This is a genomic window from Vibrio sp. AH4 (assembly GCF_030710545.1).
GTDB lineage: Bacteria > Pseudomonadota > Gammaproteobacteria > Enterobacterales > Vibrionaceae > Vibrio > Vibrio metoecus.
In genome coordinates this window covers 1,761,539-1,783,118 of record NZ_JALAIV010000001.1, presented here as the reverse complement: position 1 = coordinate 1,783,118, position 21,580 = coordinate 1,761,539, and the positions used below count along the sequence as shown (strand labels likewise).

Sequence of the window (21,580 nt, the reverse complement as noted above, 5' to 3'; positions counted from 1 at the left end):
ACTCACCGATAACTTAATGTATAAATAATTCGAGAAAATACTTCTCTTGGATTAGTAAAAAACAGCACAATAGTTTTCACGCCAATATAAAACAAAAATCGTGTTCTCCTAAAAACAAAATATACCATTAAATCAGCAATAAAATATGAAAATAATGACACATATGCCGCCGCAATAATTCCAAATTTAGGTATCAATAAGTAATTAAGTGATAAACTAAACACAGCAACAATAAGTGATTTTATAAACTCATATTTTATCAATCCATACAATATCAACAATCTAGAGTACAATGCCGCTGGCAATATTAATAACCACTCCCAAGATAACACTTCTAATATTTTTTCAGAACCATTAAACTTATCCCCGTACAATGTGTTTATAATATAGTCGGAAAATATAAATACGGAGCTTGACATTATTATTGCAATAACAAGAATCATTGCAAGAACCCCTTGGATATATTTTTCCTCATCCAATGACTTCTCATTAATTCTTGATGATATACCGAGATAAAATGTCATTGTTACAATACTACCAACAAATAAAAACTGTGTAATTAATCTTGATGCAGCACTATAAATTCCCACTTCATTTTCGGACATAATGAAAGATATTAGCAATATATCTGCCTGCATAAACAAGGGGAATAATATTGATGACGCCATTAATGGCATAGCTTCTTTAAATAGGTTTTTAGCAATACATGGATTAAACTTAAATATATTAAAGTTATTATTATCTTCCATTCTTAAAAATATAACCAATAATATTATTATCTGAACGAAAGCTTGTAGTGGAATAAACATTATAACTAATGGATAGGTATACCCATTTATTAATGCATAAAACATATATATAATTGCTATTACTCTTGATGTTATTGCAGATAGCGCAATAACTTCTGGCCGATTGATAGATTGAAAGTACAATTTAATAACTGTTGCTCTAGAAAAATACACTGTTAATAATACTGAAAATGCAATTACCATTAGATCATGTTCAATCATCCCATCGTAAACATAATATAGAACTAAAAACACCGAAATAATATGCAATATAAAGCCAGCGAATTGCATGATTAATACCGTTGATATATATTCAAGATCCCTTTTTTTATTACTCAAATCACGAATAATTAATTGATCTAATCCTAAAACAACTAGAAATAGCGTAATAGCCGATATTGTTTGAACCATGCTCAACTTACCTAGATTTTCTGGCCCGAAAAACCTAGCTACCATGACGACACTAACCAAACCAAACGCGATAGTTGTTATATTTTCTACAGAGTACCAAGCTGCTTTTTTAAGGTTGTATAATTTAGACATTTAATCACCGTGAATTCTTTGTTATCGTTAGATTTGTGATCAGCAAAAATAAAAACCATAAAACATTTGTTGACAAGAGAAATGTAGTCTCCGTAATATTGTGTAATACAGCAAAAATTAGAATACTTAACATGAAAAATTTTGACTTAGTATCATTTAGCATTAAAACCTTTACTAAGGTATCAGCTATATATAATAAAAATAGGAAAAAGCCAATAATACCCAGAGATATTATGATATCAATATAACCACCATCTGAAGCTGCTAAAACTTCGACCCAAAGAGGACTATGTAGGTATAATTCTGTGTCATAAACCTCTGACCACTCACCTTTTCCCCAAACAGAATTAAATCCAAAACCAGTAATTAAGTAATTCTCTGCATGTAAGATCATTGTTATCCATAGCCGCCCCCTTCCCGTTAGAAAATCCTCATTAATGTTATAATAAAAATAGTCTAGAATATCAAATCGATAATAAACAACAACTAAAGAGAAAAATATTGTAAGAGTTAACAAAAACATTAACAATGGTACATATGCATTAAAGTTTATTTTAAAAAATGAAGATGAAAAGCAATAGCCCAAAATAATAGAAATAAAAAACAAAGATATAGATGTTTTTGACAATGAAGCAAAAAGTAAAACAATAGAAATAATAAAGAAAACCAAAACAAGTTTACTTCTATTGCAACGCCCGCTGTTTAATATAAAAATTGAACACAGCGCCATAATTAGTCCAAAATTATTTTTGTGGTTATAAAGACTATTCATGCCATCTGAGCTTATAGAGGCGTTAAAAAAGATTACCATATATAATAAATTTATTGATATTACTATTATCGCCGAATGAAATAGCACTTGGTATATTTTATCTGAAGAGAGTTTTGTTGATATTAATAAACAGGTTAAGAACATCATAGTTTGAATTAATGTTTCTTCTACTGTGTCTAGAGACCATCTCGACCAAGTTGCACTTAATCCACACCATAGTAGAACAGAAATCAATGGAATGTTTGATTTAATCCCATTAACTATGATTTGATGATCTTTAATACTAGCAATAAGAAATGTACAAAAAACAATAAAAAGAACTTTCCTATCAAATAAATTATGCCCTAGTAACATCAAAGTGCATGCTAGCAATAAGACATTTGAAAGAATTCTATCTCTGTTAAAAATATTGTACATTATACACTAACTCAATACTCATTAAATGTGTTAATTTTATGTTTAACTTATCCCAAACTAAGCTTTATAAACAATCATCAGCTTAGTATGGGACGTTCTTTGCTTATTTAGACTGCTATACCGCGAGTATCAATCACCACTTTCTTAGCAAACTCGGTTTTATCCGCCGCTTTAAACTCTTTGTGGTCTACCAACACAACCACAATATTGGCGAGCTCAAGCGCACGCTCCAGAGAAACCAACTCGATACCTTGCTTCGCAAGTTTGCTTGGTAACTCAGTAATATTAGGTTCAACTGCCAACAGTTGACCCACTTTGCTCTCAGCCAGATGTTTAGTGATATCCAACGCTGGACTTTCACGCAAATCATCAATATCGGCTTTAAATGCTAAACCTAGGCAAGCAATAATCGGTTTTTTAAACTGATCTGCAGCCTGCTTAACCTGATCGACAACCCAATGAGGTTTACCATCGTTGACTTCACGTGCAGTACGGATTAATTGAGCCTCATCCGGGCAGCTGTTGACGATAAACCATGGATCTACTGCAATACAGTGCCCACCGACACCAGGGCCAGGGTTAAGAATGCTCACGCGAGGATGGCGGTTAGCTAAGCGGATCAATTCCCACACATTGATTTTAAGTTTGTCGCACACCAACGACAGTTCATTGGCAAACGCAATGTTGACGTCACGGAATGAGTTTTCGGTTAACTTTGCCATTTCGGCTGTACGAGCATTGGTGACGATGCACTCACCTTTTACAAAGGTTTTGTACAACGCGACCGCCTTTTCACTACAAGCTTTACTGACACCACCAATGACGCGGTCATTACTCACCAGTTCTTGTAAAACGTAGCCGGGTAATACGCGTTCAGGGCAATAAGCAATCTTCACATCTGCAGCGATGCCTTTTTGCTGTGGGAAAGTGAGATCAGGACGAGCTTCTGCTAGCCACTGTGCCAACTTTTCAGTTGTACCTACTGGAGAAGTACTTTCTAGTACCACCAAGTTACCTTTGGCTAAAACTGGAGCAATCGTTTTTGCTGCGGCTTCAATATAGCTCAGGTCTGGTTCGTGGTTTTCACCTTTAAATGGGGTGGGTACCGCAACCAAAAATGCGTCAGCTGGCTCAGCGGTTAATGTGGCTTTTAATTTGCCAGTCATAACTGCACTGCGCACCACGATATCAAGATCGGGTTCAACAATATGAATTTCGCCTTTATTGATGGTATCAACCGCGTGCGCGTTAACATCAACACCAACCACATCTAATCCACGTGAAGCCAACACAGCTGCGGTTGGTAAGCCAATGTAACCAAGGCCAATCACTGAAACTTTACTAAACATCTTTCATCCCCTGATGAGCTATTTCGCTAAAATGTCCGCAATACGTTGGCAAGCCTGACCATCCCCATAAGGGTTGTGCGCCTGACTCATCGTTTGATAAGCCTGCGGATCAGTCAAAAGTAAGCTCAACGCATCACAAATTTGTTGTTCGTCTGTACCAACGAGTTTTACCGTCCCTGCCGCCACAGCTTCTGGTCGTTCTGTGGTTTCACGCATGACTAAAACTGGTTTACCGAGTGAAGGGGCTTCTTCTTGAATGCCACCCGAGTCGGTTAAAATAATGTGTGCGCGATCCATTAAGTAAACAAAAGGCAAATACTGCTGTGGTTCAATCAGCACAATATTGCTAACCCCTTTGAGGAGTTTATTTACGGGTTCACGCACATTCGGATTAAGGTGTACGGGATAGAGAATTTGGCATTCTGGATGCTGTTCTGCGGTATTGATCAGCGCTTGGCAGATACGCTCAAAACCACCCCCAAAACTTTCACGACGGTGCCCTGTCACTAGAATCAGTTTTTTACTCGCATCGAGCATTGGGAATTGGCTAGCTAATGTCGCCTGTAGATCACTATCGGTATGGATCTTCTCGCGAACCGCCAGCAAGGCATCAATCACCGTATTTCCTGTAACGAAAATATTGTCTGCGTTGTAGTTTTCTTGCAGCAGATTGGCTTGAGAAGTTTCTGTGGGTGCAAAATGGTACTGCGTAAGCGCGGCAGTAAGCTTGCGGTTACCCTCTTCTGGCCAAGGGGAGTAGATATTGCCCGTTCGAAGTCCCGCTTCGACATGCCCTACCGGAATTTGTTGGTAGTACGCAGCTAAAGACGCGGCAAAAGTGGTTGCGGTATCACCATGCACTAAAACGACATCTGGCTTTTCACTACTCAACACTTGCTGCATACCCAGTAGGATTTTACTGGTTACGCCACTGAGAGTTTGTCCTGGCTCCATAATGTTGAGATCAAAATCTGGGGTGATAGCAAAAAGCTCTAGCACTTGATCCAACATTTCTCGATGCTGTCCGGTCACACAGACTTTGGCCGAAAAGCGGCTATCTTGGCATAGTTGTTGTACTAACGGTGCCATTTTGATCGCCTCTGGGCGCGTACCAAATACGATAAGAACCTTTTTCACTTCCCTACTTCCTCTCAACACTCTTCACATCAAACGTAAGAAAAACAAACCTGACACTCCTAATAAGGAGTGCTATATAAGCAAAGTCTCAATTAATTTATTTAAGGGTTAACTCGTTTATTTAATTTCGACTATTTAGATTTCAAATGTATTGCAAACGGCATTTTTGATTATTTTTCATTTGCCTTTTACACAGACGGTAACAACGCAAAAAATACCTAAGATAGAAAGTAAGCCATATGTTCTTGAGGTTATCGCCAATAAAACCAAGACTTACGTAAAATAAGGCCGATGACACTAAGTGTTATTCACGTCCTTTCTCCCCATCAAGCCATACTCTCTTGGTTGGTGATGGCATTCTTCGAGGTCGCCATACCATTTTTTCCCCAGTATTCAATCAAAGCTTGTGCTCCCGCTTCTATCAATGCCGCGGTTTGATGAAATACCGTCATATTGCGTTGGTAAGGGTCTGGTACTTCTTTTTCTGTGGTTGCTGCATATGAGAGAAACAACCCAAGCTTACTCCGACAAGATAGAGGACATAGATCAATTAAGTCGGCGAGGTTGGTTTTATCCATCGCATAGATAAGATCGTAATCGAGGAAGTCTTGTTGCGTGATTTGTCTAACCTGGCTCACCGCCAAACAATATCCTTGACTCTGTAATGCTTGCAGAGCCTTTTCATCCGGAGTGGTTTTACCCTTCATTTTTATTGTGCCAGCACTGCTCACAGAGATATTTAATTTCTGCTGTCGAATTTTTTCTCGCAGAATAATCTCAGCCATCGGAGATCGACATAAGTTACCGGTACACACTACCAGTATCGATAAAGGCTTATTTTTCGTATCCAATAAATTAGGCATCAGAGGGCAATGGTTCAAACAATACACACTAAACTGGCTATAAGGTTATCCTAAGCCGACCGACAATGCGTGTCTCATAATTGAGCCAAGAATTAATTAGAACTAAAGCAGTAAAATAAAAGTAGTTTTGCTTCCCGAGCTTATATAAAAACTTGGCAATTTGAATCAAAAATACGACAAGCTAAATTTACTTAGTGATGGTTATTGACATAAATAAAATAACTTAATTAAACGTAATGATGATCGGGAGCCTAAAAGCGCTGCGGGAATTGGAAATGAATACGATTGTTTCACAACGTGATTGGGAAGGGATAAAACACACCACCGCACAAAGCGATGGTGTGGATATAACTAAAATTAGTGCTGAGCACGGCCTTTTACATCTTGCTGCAGCTCATGATTGAGCTCCGCTTCAACGTGACCAGGCGCTTGGGTTGAACCCGAAATTAATCGATACATTGCCGGTATGACTAATAAGGTAACCAAGGTTGCAAAGCCCATCCCAAAGAAAATCACCGTACCGACAGCAATGCGGCTTTCATAGCCTGCACCTGTCGAGATAATCAAAGGAATAGAACCCGCAAGCGTCGTAAATGCCGTCATCAGAATTGGGCGTAAACGGCGAGCAGACGCATCAATGATCGCTTTTTCAAACTCGACACCACGATCACGTAACTGGTTAGCAAATTCAACAATCAAAATACCGTTTTTGGTCACCATACCGATCAACATGATCATGCCAATCTGGCTGTAGATGTTCATCCCTTGCCCCATGACGAAGAGGCCAAGGAAGCCTCCAAACACCCCCATCGGCACCGTCAGCATCACCACTAATGGGTTGATAAAGCTTTCAAACTGCGCAGCCAGCACCAAGTACGCAACCAGCAGAGCCAAAGCAAACACGATCGCGACACTCGATTGGTTCTCTTTGAAATCCTTTGACTCTCCCGAGTAACTCACCGAGATATCACTTGGCAACATCTCTTGAGCTTTTTGATCAAGAAAGTTCAGCGCTTGACCTAGGGTATATCCCGCTTCTAAGTTTGCCGTAACGGTAATGGATTTCTGTTTGTTGTAGTGCGCCAGACGAATGGCTGAGGCAACCTCATCAATCCGCGTTACGGTATCCAGAGTCACTAAATCGCCGGTCGAGGTACGCATATAGATTTGGCTGAGATCCGCCGCATTGTTAAAGCTGTTTTCATCACCACGCAGATACACATCATACTCTTCACCACGTTCCACAAAGGTGGTGACTTTTTTACCGCCGAGCATCACTTCTAAAGTATCGGAGATCGATTTTACGCTGATCCCTAACTCAGCAGCACGCTGCTTATCAATCGTCACGACCAGTTCTGGTGTTTTTTCTGAGTAATCGATGTCGGCCCCTGTCATAAACGGCGATTTTTCCGCTTCCGCTTCGAGCTTTTCAGCCCAATTCTTCAGTTCAGAATAGTCCGACCCTCCGAGAACAAACTGCACAGGCTCATTCGATCCCCCTCTAAATCCGGGCATGAATGGAAACACACGAACATCGGGAATACCCGCTAACGCTTTACGCACTTGGCCTAAGGCTTCTTGGGCGGTCACGCTACGTTCATTCCAGTCATCCAAAATCATGATCACAAAGCCGGTTTGGTCACCTGCGTTCCCCCCAAATGCGGGAGATTGGATGCTGAATGATTTCAAGAAACCTTGCCCTAACATTGGCATCAGGCGTTGTTCGACCAAGTCCATATTGGCCGCCATGCGGTTATAACTGGTCGCATCCGCGCCGCGAACAAAGGCAAAAATCACCCCGCGGTCTTCTGACGGCGTTAACTGCGCAGGTACTAACTGCATCAAGCCATAGCTGCCGCCAATACAGGCCATAATCACCAATGGTGCAGTCCAACGCCAACGGATAGCCCTACTCACGACTTGGCGATAACCACGCTCTAACTTGGCAAACAATCGATCGATAAACAGATTAAAACGGCCTGGTTTCACATTGGCTTTCAACAGTTTACTGCCAAGCACGGGCGTCAAAGTCAGCGCAATGAGAGAGGAGAAAATCACCGCCATCGCAAGCAGTACCGAAAACTCGGTAAACAGCAGTCCTACCATGCCATCCATAAAGGAGATCGGCAGAAACACCATTACCAACACCAAGGTGGTTGCAATAACCGCAAAACCTACTTCACGGGTACCTTTATAAGCGGCCAGCAGTGGTTTTTCACCCCGCTCGATATGATGGAAAATATTCTCCACCACCACAATGGCATCATCCACCACCAGACCAATCGACAAAATTAATGCCATCAAGGTGATCAGGTTGATCGAAAAACCAAAATAATAAGCGGCCATAAAGGCGGAGATAAGCGAAACGGGTACCGTCACGGCAGGGATTAACGTAGCACGTAGCTGACCGATAAAGATGTACAGCACTAAAATCACTAACCCACCGGTCACAAACAGTGTGCTGTATACCTCGCTGATCGACCGTTCAATAAACACCGTTGAGTCATAATCGATGGCTAAGCGTGTCCCTTTCGGCAAAAACTGCTGAACCTTATCCACTTCTTGATGTACACGCTTCGCTACTTCTAACGGATTAGCATCCGATTGCGGCACAATCCCCATACTCACGTTGACGATGCCATCACTCTTAAAGGTCGAATTCTCGTTTTCTGCACCAATAAATACATCTGAAACATCTTTAAGATAAATCGGGGTACCATCACTTGCCCGCTTCACCACCAGATATTCAAAATCCTCCGGTGACTGGTATCCGCGCGCCGTACGCACCGACATCACGGTTGAGTCGTTACGAACTTGCCCCCCTGGGCTTTCAATGTTTTCTTTATTCAACGCATCAGAGATATCACTGGTGGTTACGCCGCGCCCTGCCATCAATTCTGGCTTGATGCGCACATACATCACTTTGTACAAACCACCGGAAACATCCACCGAGCTGACGCCCGAAATAAGGCTAAAACGATCGAGCAGTACCCGCTCGATGTAATCGGTCAATTGAGTTCGATCCATTTCTGATGAACTGAGATTGATGTAGACCGAAGCCTGACCTGAGCCGTTATTTTTGAACACTTGCGGATCGTCCGCCTCTTCAGGCAGTGACCGTTGCGCACGTGCGACTGCGTCACGAATATCACTCACACCGGTATTTAAGTCATAACCGAGTTCAAACGTTACCGTGATACGCGACATACCATTGCGGCTAATCGAGGTGATTTCATCAATGCCACTAATGCCCGCCAGTTGGTCCTCCAACACGCTGGTGATTTGGCTTTCAATGATAGTGGCAGAGGCACCTTGATAGCGCGTCGATACAGAAACCACGGGGCTTTCAATATCTGGCATTTCACGTACGGCAAGCTTGGTAAAAGAAACCACACCAAACACGCACAGCAGCATACTCAGAACCAGCGCCGCAACGGGCCGCTTAACCGAAATATCCGACAACCACATTATTTGTCATCCTTTTTCAGCGGACGTCCTTCCACTGTCACTTCACTCACTCGCGCGTTATCACGCAGATTGACAATGCCTTGCACGACAATTTTTTCACCAATCTCTAAGCCTTTTTCAATCACGACTTGATTCTCAACCCGTGCACCAAGGCTGACTTCGCGACGTTTAGCCACACTATCGTCGCCAATCACGTACACAAAACGTTTAGTGCCAGAATATTCCAAAGCCTGAACTGGAATAATCGGCGCATTCATCGCCGGGAAGCTGATGTGTGCTGACATCAGCATGCCGGGTTTTAAGTGTTGTTCCGGATTCGGGAAATGGACGCGAACCCGCAGATTCAGCGTTTCTTGATTAATGCGTGAATCGACGGCCACCACCGAACCTTCAAATTGGCGATTTGGCCAAGCCTCACTACTTCCTAGCACTTTCATACCTTTGCTGAGCTGTGGTAGATAACGTTCTGGAATTTGCAGATCGAGCTGCATCAAGGAGAGGTTGTCGAGCGTCAATAACTCTGAGCCAGCACTCACCCACTTACCTCGGCTAAAATCAATAAAGCCAACCGTACCATCAAATGGCGCGGTGATATGCAAATCCGCGAGATTTGCTTGTGCGGCATTCAATCTCGCTTGGCCAATTTCCACGCGCGCACGCTGCGCATCAATTTCGGTTGGAGTGATGGCATTGCGTTTCAACAAACGCTCGTATTCGGTGAGTTTACGTTGTTCGTCTTGTAAATAAGCTTTTGCTTCAACTAATGCAGCTTGAGCTTTGTCATCGTCCAACTGAATCAACAGTTGGCCTTTTTTCACTTGTTGATTAGCTTGTACCGCAATCACATTTACCTTGCCGGTAACCTCTGGAGCAATTTCCACCGATTGTTGTGCTTTGATTTTGCCGACCAAAGAAAGCGACTGAGAAATTTGCTGAGATTGCACTTGTTCGGTCACCACCGAGATAGCCGGAGATTGAGAAGGTTCTTTGGCGGATAACACGGCGCTGTGCATCAGCACCGTCAATAATGTCAATGAAAGTACAGTGTTTTTGTTCATGATTTGGCTTAGTGTCTAGAAAATGCGTTTATATTGTAGCGAGTTATACGCAACTTGAACGTCAAGGAACGTAAAGATTGCCAGTAAAAGTGTAAGGCGCGCTGTGACTTCAGCAGCTAAAATGCTCAATTCCTTGCATCTTTGCCCAAAAAGACAGCATTCGATTCAATTTGCTAAAAAAACAGTTTACAGGGGGAGCGAGTTTGATAAGATGCGCTCCGCACTTGAGCGATGTGTTGGGAAAACATCACTTAAGCTTTTCAGTTAGTGAAAAGAAAACACCCTGGAGGGGTTCCCGAGTGGCCAAAGGGAGCAGACTGTAAATCTGCCGGCTCCGCCTTCGATGGTTCGAATCCGTCCCCCTCCACCATATTCTTCTCGTAAGAGAAGCTCTTGATTGATGCGTTGGGAAAACGTCAGTTAAGTCTTTTCAGCGATGAAAAGAAAAACACCCTGGAGGGGTTCCCGAGTGGCCAAAGGGAGCAGACTGTAAATCTGCCGGCTCCGCCTTCGATGGTTCGAATCCGTCCCCCTCCACCATATTCTCTCGTAAGAGAAACCCTTGATTGATGCGTTGGGAAAACGTCAGTTAAGTCTTTTCAGCAGTGAAAAGAAAACACCCTGGAGGGGTTCCCGAGTGGCCAAAGGGAGCAGACTGTAAATCTGCCGGCTCCGCCTTCGATGGTTCGAATCCGTCCCCCTCCACCATATTCTTCTCGTAAGAGAAACCCTTGATTGATGCGTTGGGAAAACATCAGTTAAGTCTTTTCAGAAGTGAAAAGAAAACACCCTGGAGGGGTTCCCGAGTGGCCAAAGGGAGCAGACTGTAAATCTGCCGGCTCCGCCTTCGATGGTTCGAATCCGTCCCCCTCCACCATATACAAAAAAGCCAGCTCATTGAGCTGGCTTTTTTGTTGGCTGCAATAAAATATCTCCGTTTCAGCATCCATAAAAAAGCCCCGACGCGCGGGGCGAAAAGTGATTGAATCCTATAGGGGTGACTCAATCAGGATGATGCGTGTTTCGTATGGACGTAACACTTGGTGCGCCAATACGCGCTGTAATTCAATCCCGGGATAGTTGCCTAGCAAGTAGAGCGCATCATCGAGCGGTAATTCTGGCAAAACACACTCGGTTTCGTGACCGTAATAGTTGTTCAAACAGATCAATACTTGTTTCTGATTGCGGCGCTGATAAGCAAAAATCTCTTTATGCTCCGGCAGCAAATCGGTGTAATCACCATCAGTGATCACGGCCACCTTTTTCCGCAGAGATAACAAGCGGCGATAGAAATAGAATACTGAGTTTGGATCTTCCAACGCAGCTTGTGCGTTAATCTCAGGGTAGTTACTCGCAACGTCAATCCACGGCTCACCTTGCGTAAAACCTGCATGTAAGCTCGCATCCCATTGCATTGGCGTACGAGAGTTATCACGAGATTTTTGCGCCAAAATCGCCAGCATGTCACTTTCCGGAAGTCCCATTTGCTGCACCATCATCTGATGGATATTAATGCTCTCCACATCACGATACTGCTTGATCGAAGTAAAGCCTGGGTTGGTCATACCCAACTCTTCACCTTGGTAGATATAAGGCGTGCCTTGCATTAAGTGAATGGTAGCCGCAAGCATTTTGGCAGATTCTACTCGGTACTGCTGATCATCACCTAAACGGCTGACAATCCGCGGCTGATCGTGGTTACACCAAAACAGCGCCCCCCACCCTTTACCATTCAGTCCCGTTTGCCAATGATTAAAAATTTTCTTGAGTTGCAGAAAATCAAACGGCGCTTTCGTCCACTTTTCGCCATTCGGGTAATCGACTTTCAAATGATGGAAATTAAACACCATAGAAAGTTCTCGCCCATCGAGCGCAGAATATTGTTGGCAATGTTCTAAGGTGGTTGAAGACATTTCGCCAACGGTGACGCTGCCATAACGCTGGAAAACATCGCGACTGACTTCTTGCAGATACTCATGCACTCTTGGACCATCGGTGTAAAAACGACGCCCATCACCGATGTCATCATTGGCAAAATCTTGCTGTTTGGAAATCAGGTTGATCACATCAAGCCGGAAACCATCCACGCCTTTTTCAGCCCAAAAACCAATAATTTTTTTCACCTCTTCCCGTACTTGCGGGTTTTCCCAATTGAGGTCGGCCTGCTCTTTGGCAAACAGGTGCAAATAATACTCACCGGTCGCTTCATCTAGCGCCCACGCACTCCCCCCGAATTTGGATTGCCAGTTGTTTGGCACTCCACCGTCAACTGGCTTACGCCAAATATAGTAATCACGGTAAGGGCTATTGCGATCGCCCAGTGCAGATTGGAACCAAGCGTGCTCGGTTGAGGTGTGGTTGACGACAATATCCATAATGATGCGAATGCCGCGCTGATGCGCTTCTTTCAACAACTGTTCAAAATCTTGCATCGTGCCAAAATCAGGATTGATCGCGTAGTAATCGGCAATGTCATAGCCATTATCCACCATTGGCGACTGATAAACTGGGGTCAACCAAATGGCATCAATCCCAAGCTTTTGTAGATAGTCCAACTTGCCGATGATCCCTTGCAGATCCCCCATGCCCTTTGCACCACTATCACAAAAACTTTTCGGATAAATTTGATAAATTGCAGCGGTTTTCCACCAAGGCATGGACTGGGTTGAGCTACTCATACGACTCTCACTTACTCAAAAACTGACTCAATAACAGAAAAAGGAGTGGCGAAAGCCACTCCTCACTCAGGAAGAAATTAGGCGGCTGATACAGCCAACTTGCCAGAACGCTGGGCACGCTTGTACATCAACAATGTCAGCGTTACTGGTACCGCAATCGCAATCAGCATCGCGACCAGATAAATGCTCCAATACTGTGGTTGAATGGAGAGAATACCCGGCAAACCACCCACACCAATCCCGTTAGCCATCACCCCAGCACTACCACACACCGCCGCGGCTAAGGCGCTCCCAATCATGGCACTGAGCATCGGGAATTTGTATTTGAGGTTGATACCGTACATCGCAGGCTCCGTCACCCCAAGGTAGGCTGAAATTGCCGCTGGGATTGAGATATCTCGCTCGCCGTGCTTTTTACTGATGATAATGATGCCCACTACTGCCGATGCTTGCGCAATGTTGGATAGCGCAATCAAAGGCCAAATTGGCGTACCACCCAGCTCTTGCATCAGCTGCAGATCTACCGCGTTAGTGGTGTGGTGAATACCAGTAATCACGAGAGGCGCATACAGAAAGCCAAACAGCGTCGAGCCAATTACCGCAAAATCCCCCGTCATCGCCGCTTTCGCCGCAAATGCAACACCATCACCAATCACGCGACCAAATGGACCGATAAAGGCGTGGGCAAGCACCACAGAGAGAATAATTGAAACAAACGGCACTACCACCAAATACAGGTAAGAAGGGACAATACGTCTTAAGTTGTTTTCAATAAAGGCCAGCACTACACCAGCTAAAATGGCAGGGATAACTTGGGCTTGATAACCGACTTTTTCAATCGCAAATAGCCCAAAGTCCCACACTTCCGGCACTTGCTTACCAATCAAGTAAGCATTCATCAATTGCGGAGAAACCAGCGTTACCCCAAGGGTAATACCGAGAATTGGCGTGCCACCAAGTTTTTTCACGGTTGACCAACACACACCAACAGGTAGGAAGAAGAAAATGGCTTCGCCAATCAACCACAAAAACGCATGAACTGATGCCCAAAACTGACTGATTTCGGTCAGTGTTTTGCCATCAAACATGCGAATGTCGCCAATCACATTACGAAAACCGAGGATCAAGCCACCGGTGATGATCGCAGGCAGCAGAGGTACAAAAATTTCAGCTAAATGGGAGATGCCACGCTCTAGCACATTCATGTTTTGACGCGCAGCCACTTTGGCATCGTCTTTTGAAACCGCTTGTTTACCTGTTTGTTCCAGCAGCATTTTGTATACGTGATCGACTTCGGTACCAATCACGACTTGAAATTGTCCAGCATTGGTAAAGCAGCCCTTTACCATACTAAGCGCTTCCAAGCCCGCCTTATCAGCCTGCTCTGGCTGATTCAGCACAAAGCGTAAGCGTGTCAAACAGTGAGTAACGCTCGCAATATTGCTTTCGCCCCCCACCAGCTCGATAAGACGCGTAACGTCTTGTTTCGCAATCTTACTCATATCCTCGTCCACCCTATTGAATTGTTATGTTTGTAGCAATTGGGAACAGTCCCAAATCAATTGGTGCGATATTGACACAATGCATAACAGATAAAAATGGGAACAATCCCATTAATTGAATGCGATCACATTGTGCGTTATTTGCGCATGATTTTAGTGTAGTAAAAAGAGAGTCAAACTCGCGAAACAATACGATTCACGAATCATCAAAGGGCATAAATAAAAAAGAAGGAGGCCGTTACCGCGATACTGGCATCTGTGTTAGATGCACACAGCCGTTTTCAGGGCCACACAGTTGCTCGATCAGTAAATCGGCAGCTAATTTGCCCGCTTCACGATAGCCGGGGTCAACACTAAAAATGTTCGGAAATAGAAAAGAGAGCAGTTCATTGCCCCCAACACCAGTCACCACCACATCATCACGTTGCAGCTCTTGTAAACGCTTAATCACCCCGAGTGCCAAAGTATCACTGGCACACACAATCGCTTGAGTTTGCTCAGTCAGCACTTTATCCACTAGCTGATAGGCGCTTTCATGGTGTAGCTGCCCGGTTTGGTAATTCGCGACAATCTTATGCTGTGTGCACCAGTTAAGGTAAGCATTAAGCCGTTGCTCACCCGTGGTTTTATCACGCGGATCAACCCCAATAAAGGCAATATCCCGTAACTGTTTTTGCGCTAAATGCTGTAAGGCACGCTCAATCACGCCAGTATTGTCATAATTGATGGAGGAAACATCCTCACTGTGCATCGCCAATAACACGCAGCGATGTTGCCAGTGAAGCAGTGCATCATGGTCGATATCCGTAAAACCAAACACGATCACGCCATCCACTTGTCGTTTGGCGAGCACTTTTAAGTGAGCGTTCGTTTTTTCGTGGCTAAACTGGCTCTCCATAATCACCACATCATAACCGTGAGCATAAAAAGCTTGCAGCATAGTGCTGACCGCTTTGTTTTCCGAAGGCGAATCGAGACGTGAGATGATAATGCCCACGACTTTTTGGCTGCCACCACGCATGGTTTGTGCCGATTTGGAAGGCACATAACCCGATTCTGCGATCACCTGCTCTACGCGTGCACGCGTTTCAGGCTTCACTTTGGGATCATTGGTCAGCACTCGGGATACGGTTGATTTACCGACACCAGAAAGTCTCGCAATGTCTAAAATGGTCAGTTTTCGATTCATGTGCTGTGGGATATTCATTTAAAAAGAGAGGAATAAAGCCGCTATCGCGACCTTATTTTTTCACTCGCAGTAGATAGTGTGGCACGTCACGAATACTATCAAGCACCACCGTTGCCAACGCTTCACCTTGTTCAGTTACCGGTTTACCCGTGCGTACGAGAATCTTAGTACCCACGCCGGCCGCTTCGGCTGCCATCATATCTTCCGCTTTATCACCCACCATGACCGAATTGGCCATGTCGATTTTCAGAAAATCGCGCGCAGAAAGGAACATGCCCGGCTTAGGTTTACGGCAATCACACTCTTCTTTGTATTGCCCAATTCCATGTTCAGCATGGTGCGGACAGTAATAGATGCCGTCAAACTCAACGCCATTATCCGCAAAGTTCCAGTCCATCCACTGAGTGAGAGAGATGAAACGTTCCTCGGTAAATTTGCCGCGTGCGATTCCGGACTGGTTGGTGACCAACACCAATAGATAGCCCATACGCTGCAAAGCTGCAGTCGCTTCAAACACACCTTCAATGAATTGGAAATCGTGCTCATCATGCACGTAACCATGATCAACGTTGATCACGCCATCACGGTCCAGAAATACGGCTGGTTTTGCCAAAATGCTATCTCTTTCAAGTCACTTTGCGCGAATTATTGCACGCTTTATTTTTTTCATCACTATCTATATTTTTTTCGTCACTATCTAATAACGTTCTCGTCTAATCACTCACAACCATTTAGACGTCTAGACGTAAAAATATCTATTGACTTAAACTCGGCAAGCCCATAGCATCGACTACCAATTGAGTAAGAGGCTAATAGATTATTCTGCCTTTAGCAGTACAGGGTTGCACATGATTGAGATTAAAAGCGTAAATAAAGTGTTCTATCAGGGGGATAAAGAAATCCATGCCCTGAAAGACATCAATTTATTGATTCCACAAGGCACCATTTTTGGGGTGATTGGTTCATCCGGTGCGGGAAAAAGTACGCTGATCCGTTGTGTCAACATGCTAGAAAAACCGACCAGCGGCCAAGTGATTGTGGATGGCGTTGACCTAACCACACTAAGTCAGCAGCAGCTCTGCGCGGCTCGCCGCAATATCGGTATGATTTTTCAGCATTTTAATCTGCTTTCTTCACGAACTGTATTTGAAAACGTCGCTCTACCACTAGAGCTTGCTGATAAGCCACGTCAACACATCGAAACCAAAGTCACCGAACTTTTGGCGCTGGTTGGATTGGATGATAAACACGATAGTTATCCCGCCAATCTTTCCGGTGGTCAAAAACAGCGTGTGGCGATTGCCCGCGCTTTGGCAAGCGATCCTAAAGTGCTGCTGTGTGATGAAGCGACCAGCGCGCTCGATCCAGCGACGACGCAGTCAATTCTAGAACTGCTCAAAGAGATTAACCGTAAACTCAACCTAACCATTTTGCTGATCACCCATGAAATGGATGTGGTGAAAAGCATCTGTCACGAAGTGGCGATTATTGGTGGTGGAGAGCTGGTTGAAAATGGTACCGTCGGCGATATTTTTGCCCACCCTAAAACCGCGTTAGCGCATCAATTTATCCGCTCAACGTTGGATTTATCGATTCCAGAAGATTACCAAGCGCGCCTGCAACCCACTCGCGTGGCTAGGAGCTACCCACTGGTGCGTTTGGAATTCACTGGAGCCACTGTTGACGCCCCGCTGATGACGCAAATTGCCCGTAAGTACAACATTGATGTCAGCATTCTGAGCTCTGATCTCGATTACGCCGGCGGTGTGAAGTTTGGCATGATGGTGGCTGAAATTTTTGGAAATGCCGACGATGATGAAGCCGCGATTCGTTACCTACGTGAGCACAATGTAAAAGTGGAGGTGCTGGGTTATGTCCTTTAATACGATTGCACAATGGGTTACGCTGAACAGCGATCTACTCCTAACTGCCACATGGCAAACGCTGTACATGGTCGCGATTGCGGGCGTGGTCGGTTTTGCACTGGGTATTCCGCTTGGGGTGATTCTACACACCACTAAAAAAGATGGCTTGCTAGAAAACCTACCGCTCAATCGCATTCTTGGTGCAATTGTTAACGTAGGTCGCTCCGTCCCCTTTTTAGTGTTGATGGTCGCGATCATTCCCGTCACCAAACTGATTGTCGGCACCTTCATCGGTACCACGGCGGCGATTGTCCCTCTTACGATTGGAGCAATTCCGTTTGTAGCGAGACTCATTGAAAGTGCACTGCTTGAAGTACCAACCGGCTTGGTGGAAGCGGCACAGTCTATGGGGGCGACGCCACTGCAAATTATTCGTAAGGTACTGCTGCCTGAAGCGCTACCCACGATTTTAAACTCAGTCACAATTACTCTCGTGACACTGGTCAGCTACTCAGCCATGGCAGGTACCGTTGGCGGTGGGGGTCTGGGCGATGTGGCGATCCGCTACGGATTCCACCGTTACGACATCACCATCATGGCGGTGACGGTGGTCATGCTGATTGTGCTGGTGCAAATTATTCAATCCATCGGTGATGCGTTGGTACGCCGCGTCGATCATCGATAAGCAAAACAAAAGCCTTTTTTGAACAAGGAGTTCATCATGAAGTTTAGCCTGAAAAGTTTACTGACTATCGCTGCTGCTGCCTCAACCCTGATTTTGGCAGGCTGTGGTGAAAAAGCGGTGGATAACAACAAAGTAAAAATTGGTGTTATGGCGGGTGCTGAAGCACAAGTGGCGGAAGTAGCAGCCAAAGTTGCTAAAGAAAAATACAATCTGGATGTCGAACTGGTCACTTTTACTGACTATGTAACGCCAAACGCAGCATTGGATGACGGTTCTATCGATGCCAACGCGTTCCAACATAAACCATATCTGGATAAGCAAATCGCCGATCGTGGTTACAAACTGGCGATCGTTGGCAACACCTTTGTTTACCCAATCGCAGGTTACTCAAAACAGATCAAATCAGTTGATGAGCTACAAGATGGTGCACGCATTGCGGTTCCAAACGATCCAACGAACCTTGGTCGCTCACTACTGCTGCTACAACAACAAGGTTTGATCAAACTGCGTGAAGATGTAGGTCTGTTGGCGACCGTACGTGATATCGTTGAAAATCCAAAGAAACTTGAGATTCTAGAATTGGATGCAGCCCAACTGCCACGCTCACTGGATGATGTTGCTCTGTCTATCATCAATACCACTTACGCGAGCTCAATCAACCTGACCCCAGAAAAAGATGGCATCTTCGTTGAAAACAAAGAGTCACCTTACGTCAATATTTTGGTTGCCCGTGAAGCAAACGTGAACGCCGAAAACGTACAAAACTTCAAGAAAGCCTACCAAACCGATGAAGTCGCTAAAGCCGCGTCTGAAATCTTCCAAGGTGGCGCCGTAAAAGGCTGGTAATCGTTTAATTTCAAACGTTCGTCTTTGAAAACGAACTCTGGAAATAACATCAAAAAAGGTTGGCTTTAAGCCAACCTTTTTTATTACCGCGATCCTTTTAATACAGATAGAAAGACCGTTAATGTGGATTCTTTCCCGACTCTACTTCAAATGATCCCAAGAAATATTGGAGACAATCCGGCATGATTCACAACAAAAATGGAAGATGTCATGCAGTGGCTCATCCAGCAACCACTCTCCGCCACACTTAGGGCAAAGGCGCGCTTTTTCTTGCGCAAGGCTACTGCCTCCAACCCGATACTGATAGTAATAGGTTGGCACTTTAGTCAGAAATTCAATCCGGCCACGTAAGTCCCAACCTCGGCGAAACAAATCACTGTCAACATCGCAAATTTCATGCAGTGCTGCATGTTCAGCCTTGCACGCTCCAGCCATTTGCAACTCATCACACGCTTGCCATTCGGTTTGCCATTTGATCACGGCTTTATGATCACCATTAAAGGTCGGTGGGTTACGGTATAGCGGGATCGGCAGCAAGGTTTCACCACTGCGTAACGGAGAGCAAGTGTGCACATACGTGGTGTACAGCACCTGCCAGCTCGGAGTTTCCTCTTCCGCGGCTTGTTCTGAATTAATGTCTAACCCGAGCACACGTACTTTCGGCGCGAGTAAACAAGCCTCACTTAAACGGCTCACACAAGCTTCAACGTATTGCGAATGGAATTTCGGGTGCAAACTCTCTTTTTCTGGGCATACGGCGCGCACGTAAAACACCCCCTCACCCAGCACTATCGGAAACTCGCGTCCCAGCACTTGTCCGTTGTAACGTAGTGCATCCATCAAGCCATTGATCGCTTTATCCACCGCGCTAATGGTGGTGTTATCAAAACACTCAAACTCTAACTCAACCACGTACATCTCAATTTACCTTTGGTTCAAGTTGCTCTAAAAATTCAGCAAGGCCGGCCGTCAGCACTTCACGCTGCGCTGTCCCAAGCTTTTCGAGGATCACATTACCGGTCAAGTTACAGATGGCAATCACGGCCATTTCATCGTTGGTGGTGGCGATAAATACGGTTGGTTTTTGCTTAAGGCGACGCTGCATCACCAGATGCCCCAAAATATTTTCTTGCAGGCGGGTGAAATCGTCCTCACTCCAGACTTGCAATAACGTCAGTTCACGCCCTCTCCACTGCGCAGGCATATCTGCACTAAAGTGGCTGGCGTAAAACGCTTTAATATCCTCGTGCAGCGTCAGCTCAATCGCTCGTTCAACATGACTGAAATCGGCCCACACCTCACGATGAACAGGACGCCAGCGCACCGCATCGGCTAGCTCTTCGACTACACAAGGCGAAGCCAGTCCCAACAATTCGTCATTTTCCGGTAATTGACCGGTTTGCTGTGCACAATGTTGTAGAAAACGCTGACTGAATGCACTCAAGGCTTGCACTACGCTTTGCGTCATAATCATCTCCATGTTGAGTTTGCGCCGCCTCGTTAATGACACTGGCACTGGGATTGCGTAAAATTCTGCACATTCTAATTGAATCGACTGAAAAACATGAGCAAATATTCCGACGCCAAAGAACTGGCAGGCCTAACACTGGGTAAAAAAACCGAGTATGCCAATCACTACGATCCTACCTTGCTGCAACCGGTTCCTCGTAGTCTGAACCGCGATGACCTGCATCTCGGCGCAACCCTACCTTTTCAAGGCTGCGATATTTGGACGCTGTATGAGCTGTCTTGGCTCAATCAGAAAGGTTTACCGCAAGTGGCGATCGGAGAAGTCTCAATTCCTGCGACCAGCGCGAATTTGATTGAATCCAAATCCTTCAAGCTCTACCTCAACAGCTACAACCAGACTCGTTTTGAGTCTTGGAATGAAGTACAAGCACGTTTGGTGCACGATCTTTCTGCTTGCGCAGGAGAAACCGTCACCGTTCACGTGAAATCCCTGCACGAATACACCGCAGAGCCAATTGTGACCATGCAAGGTGAGTGTATTGATGATCAAAACATTGAAATTAAAGACTACGAATTTGATCACACCTTACTGCAAGGTGCCGCTCAGGGTGATGAGGTTCACGAAGTGCTGCACAGCCATCTGCTCAAATCAAACTGCCTAATCACCAATCAACCCGATTGGGGCAGCGTAGAGATTGCTTACCACGGCAGCAAGATTAACCGTGAAGCCTTACTGCGTTATATTGTTTCTTTCCGTGAGCACAATGAATTTCATGAACAATGCGTTGAGCGTATTTTCACAGACCTCATGCGCTACTGTCAGCCACACACGTTGACAGTCTATGCTCGCTATACTCGTCGCGGAGGTTTAGACATCAACCCATTCCGCTCGAATTGCCAGTCTGCACCGGAACATAACCAGCGCATGGCGCGACAATAAGGATACGACT

The 21,580-nt window shown here is 44.9% G+C and carries 17 protein-coding genes and 4 tRNA genes; 8 read left to right on the top strand and 13 right to left on the bottom strand.

All coding sequences use genetic code 11. From position 1 onward, the window contains the following. Positions 1–2 precede the first annotated feature (2 nt). The 7 genes from MKA69_RS08415 to vexG all read right to left on the bottom strand — a co-directional run bounded on the left by MKA69_RS08415 (position 3) and on the right by vexG (position 10,395). The gene (locus MKA69_RS08415; RefSeq protein ID WP_305847830.1) at positions 3–1,331 is read right to left on the bottom strand and encodes an oligosaccharide flippase family protein; all 1,329 of its coding nucleotides are present in this window, start codon (positions 1,329–1,331) and stop codon (positions 3–5) included. A gap of 4 nt (positions 1,332–1,335) precedes the next feature. Then, a complete protein-coding gene (locus MKA69_RS08410; RefSeq protein ID WP_305847829.1) occupies positions 1,336–2,520 on the bottom strand; it encodes an O-antigen ligase family protein in 1,185 nt (394 codons plus the stop codon). A gap of 107 nt (positions 2,521–2,627) precedes the next feature. Then, positions 2,628–3,869: a UDP-N-acetyl-D-mannosamine dehydrogenase VpsB gene (gene vpsB, locus MKA69_RS08405; RefSeq protein ID WP_305847828.1), complete on the bottom strand. Its 1,242-nt coding sequence runs from the start codon at positions 3,867–3,869 to the stop codon at positions 2,628–2,630. An 18-nt stretch (positions 3,870–3,887) separates the two neighbouring features. Then, positions 3,888–5,006, bottom strand: a complete 1,119-nt coding sequence (gene vpsA, locus MKA69_RS08400) for a UDP-N-acetylglucosamine 2-epimerase (non-hydrolyzing) VpsA (RefSeq protein ID WP_000756759.1) — start codon at positions 5,004–5,006, stop codon at positions 3,888–3,890. Between the two features lie 326 nt (positions 5,007–5,332). Further along, entirely contained in the window at positions 5,333–5,869 is a 537-nt protein-coding gene (locus MKA69_RS08395; protein WP_081020163.1) for a low molecular weight protein-tyrosine-phosphatase, read from the bottom strand. Between the two features lie 357 nt (positions 5,870–6,226). Beyond that, positions 6,227–9,337, bottom strand: coding sequence for a vibriobactin export RND transporter permease subunit VexH (gene vexH / locus MKA69_RS08390; protein ID WP_305847827.1), 3,111 nt, complete (start codon positions 9,335–9,337; stop codon positions 6,227–6,229). Next, on the bottom strand, positions 9,337–10,395 hold the full coding sequence (gene vexG / locus MKA69_RS08385) for a vibriobactin export RND transporter periplasmic adaptor subunit VexG (RefSeq protein ID WP_055032057.1): 1,059 nt from the start codon (positions 10,393–10,395) through the stop codon (positions 9,337–9,339). The genes vexH and vexG overlap by 1 nt, the downstream gene beginning before the upstream one ends. A gap of 285 nt (positions 10,396–10,680) precedes the next feature. Between vexG and MKA69_RS08380 the strand changes: the two genes are divergently transcribed. From MKA69_RS08380 to MKA69_RS08365, 4 genes are all read left to right on the top strand, one after another. After that, positions 10,681–10,765, top strand: a tRNA-Tyr gene (locus MKA69_RS08380). An 85-nt stretch (positions 10,766–10,850) separates the two neighbouring features. After that, positions 10,851–10,935 (top strand) — tRNA-Tyr (locus MKA69_RS08375). Positions 10,936–11,018: 83 nt separating this feature from the next. Continuing rightward, positions 11,019–11,103: transfer RNA gene (locus MKA69_RS08370), tRNA-Tyr, on the top strand. 84 nt (positions 11,104–11,187) lie between these two features. Beyond that, positions 11,188–11,272: transfer RNA gene (locus MKA69_RS08365), tRNA-Tyr, on the top strand. 112 nt (positions 11,273–11,384) lie between these two features. Here the strand turns inward: MKA69_RS08365 and treC are convergent. The 4 genes from treC to gmhB all read right to left on the bottom strand — a co-directional run bounded on the left by treC (position 11,385) and on the right by gmhB (position 16,377). Continuing rightward, the gene (gene treC, locus MKA69_RS08360; RefSeq protein WP_305847826.1) at positions 11,385–13,073 is read right to left on the bottom strand and encodes an alpha,alpha-phosphotrehalase; all 1,689 of its coding nucleotides are present in this window, start codon (positions 13,071–13,073) and stop codon (positions 11,385–11,387) included. A 77-nt stretch (positions 13,074–13,150) separates the two neighbouring features. Beyond that, positions 13,151–14,575: a PTS trehalose transporter subunit IIBC gene (gene treB / locus MKA69_RS08355; RefSeq protein ID WP_055029777.1), complete on the bottom strand. Its 1,425-nt coding sequence runs from the start codon at positions 14,573–14,575 to the stop codon at positions 13,151–13,153. A 238-nt stretch (positions 14,576–14,813) separates the two neighbouring features. Continuing rightward, positions 14,814–15,764: a trehalose operon repressor TreR gene (gene treR / locus MKA69_RS08350; protein ID WP_305847825.1), complete on the bottom strand. Its 951-nt coding sequence runs from the start codon at positions 15,762–15,764 to the stop codon at positions 14,814–14,816. A 52-nt stretch (positions 15,765–15,816) separates the two neighbouring features. After that, positions 15,817–16,377 (bottom strand): D-glycero-beta-D-manno-heptose 1,7-bisphosphate 7-phosphatase, encoded by a 561-nt coding sequence (gene gmhB, locus MKA69_RS08345; protein ID WP_001108096.1) that lies wholly within the window; start codon positions 16,375–16,377, stop codon positions 15,817–15,819. Between the two features lie 235 nt (positions 16,378–16,612). On the opposite strand from gmhB, the gene metN reads away from it, so the two are divergent. Genes metN through MKA69_RS08330 form a run of 3 tightly spaced genes read left to right on the top strand, consistent with a single transcriptional unit; the run spans position 16,613 to position 19,160 of the window. Then, complete coding sequence (metN, locus tag MKA69_RS08340; RefSeq protein ID WP_305847824.1) at positions 16,613–17,647, top strand: methionine ABC transporter ATP-binding protein MetN; 1,035 nt, start codon at positions 16,613–16,615, stop codon at positions 17,645–17,647. Next, a complete protein-coding gene (locus tag MKA69_RS08335) occupies positions 17,637–18,314 on the top strand; it encodes a methionine ABC transporter permease (protein ID WP_055027494.1) in 678 nt (225 codons plus the stop codon). Before metN ends, MKA69_RS08335 begins: the two co-directional genes overlap by 11 nt. A gap of 36 nt (positions 18,315–18,350) precedes the next feature. Beyond that, the gene (locus MKA69_RS08330) at positions 18,351–19,160 is read left to right on the top strand and encodes a MetQ/NlpA family lipoprotein (protein ID WP_305847823.1); all 810 of its coding nucleotides are present in this window, start codon (positions 18,351–18,353) and stop codon (positions 19,158–19,160) included. Between the two features lie 141 nt (positions 19,161–19,301). On the opposite strand, the gene MKA69_RS08325 is transcribed toward MKA69_RS08330, so the two are convergent. Both MKA69_RS08325 and syd read right to left on the bottom strand, forming a co-directional pair. Beyond that, positions 19,302–20,078: a Zn-ribbon-containing protein gene (locus tag MKA69_RS08325; protein WP_305847821.1), complete on the bottom strand. Its 777-nt coding sequence runs from the start codon at positions 20,076–20,078 to the stop codon at positions 19,302–19,304. Between the two features lies 1 nt (position 20,079). Next, positions 20,080–20,628, bottom strand: a complete 549-nt coding sequence (gene syd / locus MKA69_RS08320; protein WP_305847820.1) for a SecY-interacting protein — start codon at positions 20,626–20,628, stop codon at positions 20,080–20,082. 96 nt (positions 20,629–20,724) lie between these two features. Between syd and queF the strand changes: the two genes are divergently transcribed. After that, a complete protein-coding gene (queF, locus tag MKA69_RS08315) occupies positions 20,725–21,570 on the top strand; it encodes an NADPH-dependent 7-cyano-7-deazaguanine reductase QueF (RefSeq protein WP_055032054.1) in 846 nt (281 codons plus the stop codon). Positions 21,571–21,580: the final 10 nt, after the last annotated feature.

Bases quoted from the DNA above. Each gene is read 5' to 3' on its own strand.
- vexG (WP_055032057.1), bottom strand. From the start codon at position 10,395: ATGAACAAAAACACTGTACTTTCATTGACATTATTGACGGTGCTGATG.
- metN (WP_305847824.1), top strand. From the start codon at position 16,613: ATGATTGAGATTAAAAGCGTAAATAAAGTGTTCTATCAGGGGGATAAA.
- treC (WP_305847826.1), bottom strand. From the start codon at position 13,073: ATGAGTAGCTCAACCCAGTCCATGCCTTGGTGGAAAACCGCTGCAATT.
- treB (WP_055029777.1), bottom strand. From the start codon at position 14,575: ATGAGTAAGATTGCGAAACAAGACGTTACGCGTCTTATCGAGCTGGTG.
- MKA69_RS08335 (WP_055027494.1), top strand. From the start codon at position 17,637: ATGTCCTTTAATACGATTGCACAATGGGTTACGCTGAACAGCGATCTA.
- MKA69_RS08410 (WP_305847829.1), bottom strand. From the start codon at position 2,520: ATGTACAATATTTTTAACAGAGATAGAATTCTTTCAAATGTCTTATTG.
- MKA69_RS08395 (WP_081020163.1), bottom strand. From the start codon at position 5,869: ATGCCTAATTTATTGGATACGAAAAATAAGCCTTTATCGATACTGGTA.
- MKA69_RS08330 (WP_305847823.1), top strand. From the start codon at position 18,351: ATGAAGTTTAGCCTGAAAAGTTTACTGACTATCGCTGCTGCTGCCTCA.
- MKA69_RS08415 (WP_305847830.1), bottom strand. From the start codon at position 1,331: ATGTCTAAATTATACAACCTTAAAAAAGCAGCTTGGTACTCTGTAGAA.
- queF (WP_055032054.1), top strand. From the start codon at position 20,725: ATGAGCAAATATTCCGACGCCAAAGAACTGGCAGGCCTAACACTGGGT.
- vexH (WP_305847827.1), bottom strand. From the start codon at position 9,337: ATGTGGTTGTCGGATATTTCGGTTAAGCGGCCCGTTGCGGCGCTGGTT.
- treR (WP_305847825.1), bottom strand. From the start codon at position 15,764: ATGAATCGAAAACTGACCATTTTAGACATTGCGAGACTTTCTGGTGTC.
- syd (WP_305847820.1), bottom strand. From the start codon at position 20,628: ATGACGCAAAGCGTAGTGCAAGCCTTGAGTGCATTCAGTCAGCGTTTT.
- vpsB (WP_305847828.1), bottom strand. From the start codon at position 3,869: ATGTTTAGTAAAGTTTCAGTGATTGGCCTTGGTTACATTGGCTTACCA.
- MKA69_RS08325 (WP_305847821.1), bottom strand. From the start codon at position 20,078: ATGTACGTGGTTGAGTTAGAGTTTGAGTGTTTTGATAACACCACCATT.